This is a genomic window from Actinomyces provencensis, assembly GCF_900155435.1.
GTDB lineage: Bacteria > Actinomycetota > Actinomycetes > Actinomycetales > Actinomycetaceae > Pauljensenia > Pauljensenia provencensis.
The window spans coordinates 2,947,927-2,960,486 of record NZ_LT700212.1 but is presented as its reverse complement, the minus strand read 5'-3'; the positions used below and the strand labels follow the sequence as shown (position 1 = coordinate 2,960,486).

Here is a 12,560-nt window from a genome sequence, read left to right as displayed (position 1 = left end):
GGGCCCGCCCGCACCCTGCGAGGGCGACGCCGGTGGAGTCGTCGCGCCGGGCTGTGGGGGCTCGGTCGGCTGGCCCGGTTCGCGCAGCTGCGGGGGTTGGGCGGCCTGCGCCGCTCCTGCGGGCTGGCCCACGGTCGGGCCCTGTCCCTGGATGTCACCTGTCGAACTCACGATGCTCCACCTTCTCGATGCGGTGTCCCTGCTGGTCCAGGATCGCACGTTCCCCGAGCACCGGGACACCGCGGAGTGGGACCGGAGCAATTCGGGGAGCACGAAAGGCGATGGACATCTCCTCGCGGGAGCCGGGTGACACCGGAGTGTTCCGACGGGCAGACGACACGCACCTCAGCTCTCCGAGGTACTGCTCAACTCCGACGCGTCCTGGGCTGGGTTTGTCGGGGGACAGAAGTGCATGCGTCGCAGTGGACAATGCTCCTACTCGGTCCAGTGGAAACTCTTCCGAACCTGGTACCCTGGGAGCGAAGAGAGGAAGACTGTGGAAATTCCGATGGTGGATCTGTTCGCCGGGCCCGGCGGTCTCAACGAAGGGTTCTCCCGGGCCAGCAGTGCAGTCACGTTCCGCTCGGCCATCTCGATCGAGAAGGAACACTGGGCCCACGAGACCCTGATCCTCCGCGCGGCCGTCCGGTCAGCTGGATTCCCGGACGAGTACTACGCCTTCCTCAACGGTGAGATCACCGAGGAGCAGTTCCGAGCCGTCCCCGAGATCGCAAGCGCGCTGAACGAGGAGCTCGCTCGCTCGCCCCGCATCGAGCTCGGGGAAGCGAACCGCCCCGAGAACGATGCCCTGATCGGAGCGGCGCTGAGCCGTGCTGGCATCGAGCAGGGCTCCGACCGGCCGTGGGCGTTGATCGGAGGACCCCCCTGTCAGGCCTACTCCCTGGCCGGCAGGTCCCGTCGCACCCACGACGAGACATTCGCCGAGGACAAGAAGCACTTCCTGTACCGGGAGTACCTCCACATCCTTGACACGTTCCGACCGCCGGTGTTCGTCATGGAGAACGTCCGCGGAATGCTCTCCTCCAAGAACAAGGACAGTCTGATCTTCCGCCAGATCAAGAGGGACCTGGAACTCGACGATGCCTACACCGTCTTCTCCTTGGTCAGCGACAAGTCTCCCGAGGACCTCGAACCGGCCGACTTCCTGATCCATGCCGACCAGTTCTGGATTCCCCAGGCGCGCCAACGCGTCATCCTGCTGGGAGTCCGGAAGGACGTGCTGGGGAGGGTCCGAACTGTACCGACACTGGTCCCGGGCGCCCACACCACGGTGCGGGATGCCATCGGCGACCTTCCCACCATTCGGTCGTCCGTCAGTCCGCGGCGCGCGGACTCCGATGTCCAGTGGTCGGACATCCGTCAGAGCTCTGCGAGGATCGCCGCGCGTCACCACTTGGGTACCCGGGCACTGCCAGCTTCGGTCCCTCCGCGGGGATCGGTTCGGGTTCCCAGAGGTCCAGCACATGTGGCCGACCCGGTCCTCCGGGAGTGGCTCGAGGACGAGAACCTGACGTGCGTACTCCAGCACGAGGCAAGGGCACACATGCCGTCAGACCTGTGGCGCTACTTCTACTGGGCCCGTTTCGTGGAACTGTCCGACGGCAGGGAACAGCCAAACGTCAAGAGCGTCCCGGTGGAACTGGTCCCCGAGCACAAGAACATCCAGCGGGAGGACACACCGTTCACGGACCGGTTCTGGGTCCAGGCCTGGTCCAATCCCAGCTCGACGATTGTCGCGCACCTGGCAAAGGACGGTCATCACTTCATCCATCCCGATCCCATGCAGATGCGGAGCTTGACCGTCCGCGAGGCCGCCCGGCTGCAGACCTTCCCGGACAACTACTACTTCATGGGACCACGGACCGCCCAGTACCAGCAGATCGGCAATGCCGTTCCGCCTCTGCTGGCCAGACAGATCGGTGAAGCCGTGGGCAGACTCTTGGTCGAAGCCTTCCCGACCACTGTGGTGCCGATGCCCGAAGAACCAGTTGAGAGCGCAACGTCCGAGAATGCGACCCAATCGGATGCAGCCTGAGGCACCAACTGACCAAGTCCGGTCCCGGATGGTCTCCCAGGCCAGGAGGGACACTTCGCCGGAGCTGGCCCTTCGACGCGAACTCTTCGCGATGGGACTGCGCTACCGCATCCAGTTCCCCGTTCCCGGACGTACCCGACGGACCATCGACATCGCATTCCCACGCGCCAAGGTGGCCGTCTTCGTCGACGGTTGCTTCTGGCACGGTTGCCCCACCCATTCGGTTCCTCCGAAGCACAACGCAGACTGGTGGAGATGGAAGCTCGAGTCCAACCGACAACGCGATTCGAACACGACGGCTCTGCTGCATGCAGAGGGATGGACTGTGCTCAGGTTCTGGGAGCACGAGGATCCCCGGGCCACGGCCGCACAGGTCAGAGCAGTGCTCAGGCCGCATCCCAGTACGGATCCCTGAACCCGTTCTCCTTGAGCCGTGCGAGCATTCTCAGAAGAACCCCGGTCTGTGCGGGGGACGGGAGCTGACCCGCGAGGCAACGGTTGACGATGCTCGTCTCCTTGGGGGAGATGCGTCCGACTCCCTGACCGAATGAGAGGAGTGCTCTCAGAGCTCTGTCGTCAGCATTGACGAACTTGAGTTGGTCACCGATCGAGTTGTCCACTGCTTGGATCCGACTCGCATCCCTTCCCTTTTCCCTGACAACGGTCTCATCGACCAGCCAGTCGGACAATGAGTGGTCGACGTGCGTCCGGCCCGCTCGCACCTGGGTCCAGCAGGACTCCTTCTTGGCCCACTCGGTCACGTTCTGGGTGGGCCTGCCGTCATCGGTGAGAACTGCCAGGACATCACGCCCGTACAGTTCCAAGCAGTCGAGGACCTGTTCCGGGGCAGCTTGGAGGTGCCAGATCCTCGCCCAATCGATTGACGCCTTGGAACGCTCCCTGCCCAGGTCGTGTGCCAGCTTTGCGATGGAGTACGTGACGATGTTGGCCAAGTAGCCCTTCGAGTACCAATCAGCGTTGAGTACGCGACGTCGCAGTGCGCGGAAGATGATGGCCTTGCAGACCAGCTGCTTGTAGTACTCCTCATTGACCCATGTGTCATCGCTGCCCAGCCTCCCTGAGACCGAAGCGGCGAAGGCGAGAAAGTTCTTCTGGCCACCGGCACTCACCACGTGGGGCTTCTGGTCCCACGTCAGCAGGTACTTTGCTGCGTCCAGCTTGGTGATCAACTGTCCCTTGGGATAGCGATTCATGAACTCTTTCCCTTTAGCGACCGTCCCGCGGTTGATCTCGTTCTGGTATGCGCCGCGCGTCCGCTCGTAGAACCAGCCGGTCTGGTGAGGATCCCCCGCCCTTGTCGGAGTCAGGATCCTCTTGGAGAGCTCTTCCAGACGACGGTGGAAGGGGCTGTTCGAGAAGAAATCGGCTTCGGAGACCGCATTCTGACTGTTGGTGTACCTCGAGATCTCCGGCACCAGGTCGACGGCGAACTCCGGGTCCACGACGACAATCTTGGCCGGCACCCCCACCAGCGACAGATCTGAGACCCCTCGAGCTGACGACTTCCGTGTGTAGTACAACGATGCGGTTGTCTGCCCACCATTGACGATCTGCAGATCCACGATCTCTCGGAGGTGGCCCTCGGAATCGATCTCGACCGAGCTCGCTGTCGCCGTCACTCCATTGTTGTAGGCAATGAATTTTTCCGGATGTCCCAGAATGGTCTCCTTGACCCTCCGGTTCACCTTGCCTCGAGCGCTGAGGTAGGATCGTACGTTCTGCTCCAGGAGTCGGGAACCGTAGGTCTCGTAGAGGTCCGCGAGCATCGATCCGGGAATGACCGTCAGGTAGGTCTCCATCTCCTCAGTCACGTAAGGCGACCGTACAACTTGGAGTCCTCCCTCCACCCACTTCCCCACGGAAGCGATGATCGGATCCCACTTGCGGGAGGAGACATCCTCCTGATAGCGACGGTCCAGGTCCCACACGTGGTACTCGACAGCTTTTCCACGGAGCATCTCCGAATGGAACGTTCTCTCGCGACCGCTCAGACGTCGGTTGGTGATGAGGAACAACTTGATCTTCGAGAATGACGAGAACTGCCTGTGGAGATCGGACGCGAGTTGAACAGCGGGGTCGCTCTCCTCACGCCCTTCGACGAAGTCACCCTGGACCGCGTCTTCGACGAAAGCGCGCAACTGCGCGAGCACACGACGCACCTCGGATGCGGGAATCGTCGTCTGCCCTTCCCCCTCATCCAGGTCACAGACCATGAACGAGGCCGACTCATCCGGGTCCTCGATGTCGTACCCGTCGATCGCCAGCCGTCGCCCCCGAGTACCGATCCCCATGAACTGAAGCGTGGTCATGTTGTCGACTTGGTCGCGATCGAGCAGGAGAGCAGCACAGCGTTCGGCGAACACGTCATGAGGGCTCTCCCCCACCGCGTATGCCGCCGTTCTGATGTCAGTCAATTCTCCCGCGCGGAAGTCGTCGATTGTCGGTTCAGACACTTGGCGTCCCCTCCATGGAATGTCCCAGCTCCCTGCCCCCGACTGAACGGGCCCCTCGTTCAGCTCTCATAGTCGGTGTCCTCCCCGTAGATCTGACGGACGAGCACCGTGTTCACTTGCATGATGAACCTGTAGTTCTTGCTGTTGGCTTCACCTGGCACCACCATCTTGACCCCCACCATCGGGACCCCTTCAACGAAACCACAACTCGCGACGCCTTCATCGGACTTCGGCGAGGGCTCCAATGGATAGATCATCATCGCGGGACGCGTGAAGAGCCGGTAGAAATCGGTCTCGGACACCTTCCTCTTCTCTTCACCAGGCACCGGTGCCCGCCCGTCCCCCGTGATACGGCAGAGTCTCTCGACGTCATCGCCACCCGCAAGGCGGCTTGATCGTCCTGAAACCCTCAGCTCCCTCCCGTTGCCCGGGTTCTCGTTGTCCGGATCCGTCATTGCCATGTGTCGAACCACCGACTTCAGGGTGACCCCACCCAGGGCTCGGGCTCCGCCTTCGCCCGGAACCAGAGCGACATCCCACTCCCGTGGGCAGGCTTCGTCCCGGACGAACTGCCTCACCGGATCCAGCGTCCCGAAGTATCTGTCGGTGCGTGGAGCCTTGTAGGCATTGAGGAACTCCTCGACGAGGTGACGTCCCACTCCGCTCCACACGATCAGTCGAGTGCTTCGGAGATCGGCCACGCGCGCGGCCTCGGACTCGCACCGGCTCACCAAACGGTCCGCAGCCAAGGCATTCGTCCGCTGCAGGTCGAGATCCGCGCAGAGCCGGGTGGTCTCGATCCGCTGTCCGGACAAGGTCACCACCCGCTCCAGGGTCTTGCTCGAGCGCGCCTTGTTCCGTGCAGTGATCAACAAGGACTCCGGCCGGGTGCTGACCTTGAGTCCGTAGTCCTTCGGCGTCAGGCCCTGCTCACGCATCGACCTCAGATCGCGGCGGAGTTCCTGAACCGACTCGCCGGTGTAGCGGAAGTTGTCGCACAGCTCAGGGTTCATCCACACCGAGAGGAGATCTTGGTAGCCGTCCCTGTACCCGAACCAGCGACCCATCTGCATGAGAACATCAGAGGCCGAGACATTGCGGTAGACGTAGCTGACCATCAGTCCGGGAAGGGTGAGCCCTCGACTGAGCTTGAGTCCTCCCACTGCGATTTGCACCCGACGATCCGACGGATCCTCCACGTGCTCGTCATTCCACTCATCCGCACGGCCGTTGTACAAGCGGACCTGCGCTGCGTTCAGAGTCCCCCCGACTCTCGAGGCGACCTCTTCCCAGGTCGGATATCGACCCGCCTCGACTCCCCGCGCGACACGACGATAGGCCTCGCGAAGCGCACTCCACACGGGTCCCGGTGCCTCGCTCGTGGCACGGTCCGGGTGGAGGTTCACGGCCATCCGGTACTCCTCCACCAACCCGCGCAGGCGGTCCGCCACCGACTCCTGGGAACTGGTGAACCGGGAGACGTTCACGAGCATGGAAGTCCCGCTCCGAGCCACTCCGCGAATGCCCGCGACTGTGGCTGCAACGACGTATGTCGCCACCGCGTTCTCGAGGGAAGTCGGGATGCCGAGAATCCGCTGTCCGTTCCGATGCTTGAGCGGAAGCAGGTCTTCCATGTCCCGGATCTCGTGCACGAGCGAGTTCCTCGGTTCATCCGGAGTCCCGAAGAAATACTCGACCCCGCAGTAATTCGAGGGGGATGCGAGGCAGAGAATGTAGTCCTTCGGGAAGAGGTCCTCCATGACCCCGGAGTTGTCAGACCTGTACTGAGCTTGGTCGTCAATGAAGATGTTGGCGAACGGTGTCGCAGTGACCGCCAGATAGCTCGATCGGCGGGAGGCATGGAGCAACGTCCGGATACCCGCGTTGATCGCGGTCGGGTTCTCGTCCTCCGCGGAGGTGTTCACCGAAGCGTTGTCGGACTCGTCGTCAATGACCACCAACGGCAACGACAACTCTCCCTCCCGATTCTCCGGCGCCAACCAGTTCGTGAGGGACCGAAGTGCATGGACGTTCTTCTTGATCACAGCGACATACACGTATCCAGACTCCTCAGAGGGCCTGGCAATGCCATCCTGTGCAGATCGCACAGCTGAGGTGAAGTCTCGTGAACGCGTCGTCAGTGTCATCGTCTTTCTCGGGATCTCCGGATGCCTGACCCCTATTCCGAACCCGTGCTTCTCCACCCGCTGGTGAAGTGCGTTCTCGCGCGTGCTGGATCCCACGAATCCCTCTTCGACCCGTTCCTGGGTCTGCCTCCGGAGTTCATCCGTGTTCGAGGTGAGAATGACGAACATCCTGTACCCGGCGTCCGCCGCCTTGTTCATGATGGCCAAGTAGTTGATGGTCTTGCCAGACTGGACTGCTCCCAACAGGAGGCCGCGACGCCTCCAGACTCCCGGGGCCGTCGGATCACCGAGAAGGTCCACGACACGATCCGTCTGCGTCTCAACGGTGGCCAGAACCTTCTGGGGGAGGCCTCCAGTGCCGCTCTGCTGCCAGTCCCGAAATGCCCTCCATCGAACCGGGTCCACGCGGCCTTCGGCCAGGGCATCAGCCAACCAAGGTTCGTGCTTGCCTCCTTCGAGGAGTTCTCCTTCGTCCTGCTCCGTGCCCATCACCACATGGAGCTCGTCCAGCATTCTGTCGACCTCACTCGGCTGGAGCTTCGAGAATCCGGGGAGGGCCTCCAGGGTGGGAATGCTCTGCAGGATCTTCTCGTCTGTGAGGGGACCAGTGCTGTTGATCATGGTTCGCATCATGCTGAAGGTCTGATCGAATGCCGAGACAGTCATTGCTCTCCCCCTCTCGCACGGAGCAACAGTTGCTCGATCGATTCCAGGTCCAGTTGGTCGAACGGCTCAATCGTCTGCAGCGTCGCGGCCATCCCTTCCTTCTCGATCCCGAACGACCGGAGCTGACGATTGAGACTCGTCACGAGCTCGAGGAGCGCACCGTCGTCGGGTGTTGATGGGCTTACCTTTTCATCCCCATTGACATGAAGTGCTGCATCGTGGATGGGAAACGTTCGCTCAATGATCCCGACCACGTTCTCGACCTCCCGACGAAGCCCGGGATCGACATCATCGAGAAGAGCCCGAAGTGCAGGATGGTCGCGGTTGATGTCGTACCTGAATGCACCGTCCCTGTCCGCCACGTACTGCCAGACGCGACCGGGCGCGTCTGCCTTCCTGCCGCGGAACGTCTGCGTTCTCCTCGAGGGTGCCCCCATGCGGTCCATGAATACCTTGAGCTGCTCGAGGAGCGCCCGCGGGGGTCGCGCAACTGATTTCTTGATGTCGAGCGACCATGCCGCATCCATGTCGTTCCCGACGTCGACGGCAACTCTCGTGAGCTTCGTCCGGTCGGCCGCCCGTTGTTGACCGAACCACTTTCCTCGGTGCAGGAGCCGATTCGCCCGGTAGACGTAGAACCCCTGGGTGTCGATCAGGTGCTCACCCCTGAGACCCAACCTCTCCCGCTCAGCACGACCGAGCTTGTCCTGGTGCGGCAGGGTCACCGGAGTGACACGCACCGGACCACTCGCAGTGCTGAAGGTCTGCACCGACTGGACCAAAGTTGCACGGTGTCCTCTGAGAAAGGGATCCTTGCCCAACACGGGAGCACCGTTGACACTGATGTTGATCCTCTCGACGTGATCACCGTTGAGGAAGCGGTGGAACACCAGCGACAACCAGTCAATCGCTCCGTCCATTGCCAGGTTGAGCGCCCTCTCCCCCTCTCCCCACGTCATTCGGATCGGTTCCAGATCGGTCCAGACCACGGTCGTTCCTCTGGGAGCGGGCACCCCGAGTCCGTGTTGGAGCTGCTCGTCCACCTCCTCATCCGCGAAGGTCACCAAGGACCAGCGCTGGGTTCGGGCAATCCGCGCCTGGTCCCACTGGGCACCGATGAGACCATCCGGTCCACGCGTGCAGACCGACAGACATCTGCACTGCGAGAAGGAAGCCGTCTTCAATCCGAGGCCGAACCTTCCGAGATCGGTCTCCGAACGTCGGGCACCGGGTCCGGTACCTGCCAATTGCATCGCGACGCGAAGAGCCTCTCTTCCCATCCCACGACCGTCATCGGTCACCGCGATGTAAGGGGACTCCCCACCGTCGAACCGGATCTGCACATTGCGAGCACCGGCCGTGATCGAGTTGTCAACTATGTCAGCCAAAGCCGTCCTGAGCTCATATCCGACAGCACCCAAGGATGCCATCAAGTCAGTCGACGGAGGCACTTCCACCTCATGCAATTCCGTTTCCTCCAGCCATCGCGACCCGAAATGACGCTGCGATTGCCTGCACTCCCATCAGCTGTCGATGGGGATGCCTGCCGTGACCTCGGATCTTTCCTCACCAAGCATTCCAGATTGCGGGCACCCATTCACACGGGTTCATGTGCGAATTGGATCCCGTGGAACATCTTGCGCGCCGCCATGTGCATTTGCGTTCACCGGAATCGACCCACGGTCCGGATCTCATTGGCTCCTGCCGACGTGACCCAAGTCAGTACCGGCTCGGGTAGGAAGGACCAACGGGTCCCCACCGTTCCACCCGCTGCTTCCCGGACCTTTTCTCAGAAACCCACAGGGATGTCAATGTCGTCGACGACCACTTGGACCTCATCCTCATCGAGACTGTCCAGGAGCAACGGTCCCGTGAGATAGGTCGCCTCCTTGTACAGCTCCCGCGCATATGCCGTTCTCTGCGGGCCGTCATAACCCATGACGCGACGGGCCAGTGCACGCACCAGTGCCAGATTTCGGGACAGCGCCGTCCTCTCGAACAACCCCACGAGCTCATCCTCGGAGAGTGGTCGCACAGCGGCCCGTTGGAGATCTCCAATGGCTGCCTCGCGTTCCCAACTCCGGCGGAGGACGTTGCGTTGACCACCGAGCGCCCTTTCCTCGGACATGTCCGAGAAACGTCTGGCGAGCAGATCCGGGAAGACCATGACGGTCAGGAAGGTCCAGACCTCCCGGTGAGCGGCATCGGAGGGCACGATGTCCATCTCCTGATGAAGCGAACGCCCCATTTCCCTGTCGAAAGCGGAAGCCTCCGAGCGTGAGAGAAATGGGCCCTCCATCCTCGCCTCCAGGCTCCCCACGACTGACTGGCGCAGGTCGGAGAGCTCCTGCGCGGTGACGGGCACGCCACCCGTGGCCACGGGAGCTGCTGAGGGGTGGTCGAACCGGACGAGTTCCGGCAGCGAGCTCGTCGGAGCATTGCGGAGCTCGAGCAGGCGCACCCGTCCATCGCTGTCACTGAGCCGCGGGTAGACCTTCATCTGCGACCTCCCAAGGTCGATAACACTCCTGGAGCAACCCTTCGAGCCATTGCGGATCCGAACGGACGAGTTCCATCATTGAGGCGAGGTCACTGTGGAGTGCCGACTCCGCCAAGGTCGAAACGGCATCGCCCAGTGAACCCTCTTCCCATTCATCCTCCAAGTCCTCGACATCCGTGACCAGTGACGAGGCCACTCTGAGCAGATGACGTGCGATGTCGATCTGGAGGAACCTCAGCAGGCGACTGTCGGTGTCAGCCATCAGGAGTCGCTCGGTCTGCGGGAGATCAGTGTTGATCCACAACCGGGTGGAGGCGGCGAAGAGCGAGTCCAACGACTCGGCATGGGTTGACAGTGCCCAGATGGAGGTCGGGAGCCCCATTGCCCTGAAGGAAGCCGCGTCCGCGGGGAACCGAGCTCCGGTTCCCTCCAGGAGCAACGGATGACGTGCCCCACTCGCCAATCGACTGCCGGGCCGGTGCGCCACACCGGGCGTGGACGGGCCAGTCGCACTGCGAAGAACGAGGTGCGCAGAGAGGACAACTGAGTCCGCCAGAGTGCCCGCCGGTACCTCGATCTCCAGCCGGAACGGTCCGGTGCCCGGATCGAGGGGAACACGGGTGCGGAACCGTCGATTCGTTGCCCTGCAGTCCACGAGACCGACGATCTCAACTCTGCTTCCGGGGCCCAACCCTGTGTCCGCGACCAAGGACTCCCGGTCCACCTCGACATCGAGGAAGAAGCGCAGGACTGTGCGGTAGTCCCAGTCCTCCAGAACGTCGCCGACCGGTCTCGGTTCGGTCCCCTGGACCGAGACCGTCCAGTGGCCCCAACTGACTGTGGATGCCCTCGCTGTCCTGTGGGGAAGGACTGTCAGTCTGCTCATCCGGACTCCACGCTCACCCTCAGATCCACGGCCAAGTCCTCACGACTCCGTACGTGGACCCATCGAGAACCGCCACCGGGAATCATGTGCATGGTCCTCGCGGAGGTCGGTTCCTCATCGGGGCGCTCCGACCATCCGAGCAGATGGACAACGTCCTCGTCCGTCTCGCGTCCTCCCCCCTCGACCATGACTCCAGCCGTTGCCCGGACCTCGGTCACCCCGCGTCCCCCGCCCTTCACACGGACCTCTGCAGCAATGTGACGCCATCCGTCCGTCCACGAGACGTCCTGGCAGGCGACGATCTCGGCAACGGGTCTCCTCTTCCCAAGGCGGTTCGCGGATGCGCGACTGACGCGGGCGCCCGCGCGGTTGGAGGGAACCGCGGCGACGAATCCGGACAGACGGTTTGCCAGGTTCACCACGGAAGGAATGTCCCCCACCTCTGGTGCCACCGTGACGGGCGGGGGCGACAGGAACTCCTGCGCGAACTCCTTGATCCTCCTGAGGCCGACATTGACGTAGACGCTGTCAGGTCGCCTGAGTGACGCAGCATTCCACTCGTCATGTGTGGGAGGTTCTGAAGCAGCGAAGGCGGGGTCAGTTTCCCTCGTCGGCTTGAACACCCCACCCCATTGATACCCAGCTGCCTCCAACTCCCGCATCGGCACATACTTCACGACGAGTTCGGCATCGTGACGCATCAGGCACACATGGTGCGCCTCCTCGCCGAAACCGACGTCGTGACTGGCCCCACTCACCGGTAGCCGAACCAGCGCCAAGTGTCCGAGCAGCTTCGCCGGTCGCTGGGAATGGACCTCCATCACCTTGACGGGCCCCGGAGTGGTCGGTCCACCGTCGCTCTGGGCGCTCCGGACCGCCTTGAGGCATTCGACGAATGGCCGCAGGGAGGACTCCTTCTCGGGATCAGGGATCCCGATCGGACGTCCATTGATGCCGAGTTCGACGTCCATGGTGCGCTCGCCACTGTCCCGGATGAGCTTCGGCCACAGGTTCGCGAGCACCGCGTCCCGAACCGCGCTCATGTAGGTCTGAGGATCCACCTCTTCGCCATCCGGCCCGACGTCGAACTTCGGACCGAGAATCAGGATGGAGGTCCCCGTCTCGTCAGGCTCGAAACCGCGCTCGAAGAGGCGCTCACCGAGCCGGTCGGCTTCGGCTCCGACCACAGGTTCAGGTCTGCTCCCGTCCTCACTGGTCCGGCCCCACCAATGGCGTCCTGTGAACCTTCTCCCCTCCTTCACGAAGCTGGGACCGATCCCCGAGGCGATGAACCGGGACTCGAGAGCATTCCCCTCGAGGGAATGGGACCAGTAGATGACCGCACCCGTCTCCCCGGCCTTGAAGGCGGCTGTCTTGCCGAACCCGTAGGTGCCACCCCCTCCTTCGTTGTCCTGTGGGCTCCCCACGCTGAGCACCAGGTCGACGAAGTTCGTCGGGGCGTCCGGCTCGTACCTGAGGTCATTGCGCACGGGACCGTCGAGTCCGTGTGTACCGCGATCGGACACCTCCAGGACCCACAGGGCCTCCTCCCCCAGGGAAGAGCCCAGAGGGAGTTGCCCGGTCCCGCCGCGGAAGACGTGATCCCGCAGGACCTTCATTGCCTCCGGACCGAGTTGACGGAGCCGGATGCCGAACAGTGGTGGTCGTAGTCCAGTACGGGCATCCCAGCTGTTCTGCGCCGTCTCTCTCACGATGACGTCGACGAGACCGACGTTCGAGGTTCCCAGCAGCTTGGCCTCTCCCGTTCCGTCATGGTCACCGCCCCGGAAGGGTTTGGGGAACCAATCGAGCAGAGGCAACGGTCGTGAGT

8 protein-coding genes are annotated in these 12,560 nt (G+C 62.8%); 2 read left to right on the top strand and 6 right to left on the bottom strand.

The features are described from left to right. Positions 1–496 precede the first annotated feature (496 nt). Both BQ9890_RS12850 and BQ9890_RS12845 read left to right on the top strand, forming a co-directional pair. A complete protein-coding gene (locus BQ9890_RS12850) occupies positions 497–2,056 on the top strand; it encodes a DNA cytosine methyltransferase (protein ID WP_230297947.1) in 1,560 nt (519 codons plus the stop codon). Further along, entirely contained in the window at positions 2,031–2,471 is a 441-nt protein-coding gene (locus tag BQ9890_RS12845) for a very short patch repair endonuclease (protein WP_326844916.1), read from the top strand. The genes BQ9890_RS12850 and BQ9890_RS12845 overlap by 26 nt, the downstream gene beginning before the upstream one ends. Here BQ9890_RS12845 and BQ9890_RS12840 read toward each other — a convergent pair. The 6 genes from BQ9890_RS12840 to BQ9890_RS12815 form a co-directional block, all read right to left on the bottom strand. Then, positions 2,443–4,530 (bottom strand): AIPR family protein, encoded by a 2,088-nt coding sequence (locus BQ9890_RS12840; RefSeq protein ID WP_143226351.1) that lies wholly within the window; start codon positions 4,528–4,530, stop codon positions 2,443–2,445. The two genes, BQ9890_RS12845 and BQ9890_RS12840, sit on opposite strands and share 29 nt — an antisense overlap. A gap of 59 nt (positions 4,531–4,589) precedes the next feature. Continuing rightward, on the bottom strand, positions 4,590–7,298 hold the full coding sequence (locus tag BQ9890_RS12835) for a Z1 domain-containing protein (RefSeq protein ID WP_195907682.1): 2,709 nt from the start codon (positions 7,296–7,298) through the stop codon (positions 4,590–4,592). Positions 7,299–7,339: 41 nt separating this feature from the next. Beyond that, entirely contained in the window at positions 7,340–8,773 is a 1,434-nt protein-coding gene (locus BQ9890_RS12830; protein WP_143226350.1) for an ATP-binding protein, read from the bottom strand. A gap of 359 nt (positions 8,774–9,132) precedes the next feature. After that, positions 9,133–9,843, bottom strand: coding sequence for a DUF6339 family protein (locus tag BQ9890_RS12825; protein ID WP_043534914.1), 711 nt, complete (start codon positions 9,841–9,843; stop codon positions 9,133–9,135). Next, positions 9,818–10,729 (bottom strand): hypothetical protein, encoded by a 912-nt coding sequence (locus BQ9890_RS12820; RefSeq protein ID WP_075892012.1) that lies wholly within the window; start codon positions 10,727–10,729, stop codon positions 9,818–9,820. The genes BQ9890_RS12825 and BQ9890_RS12820 overlap by 26 nt, the downstream gene beginning before the upstream one ends. Beyond that, a complete protein-coding gene (locus BQ9890_RS12815) occupies positions 10,726–12,549 on the bottom strand; it encodes a hypothetical protein (protein WP_195907681.1) in 1,824 nt (607 codons plus the stop codon). Before BQ9890_RS12815 ends, BQ9890_RS12820 begins: the two co-directional genes overlap by 4 nt. Positions 12,550–12,560 lie beyond the last annotated feature (11 nt).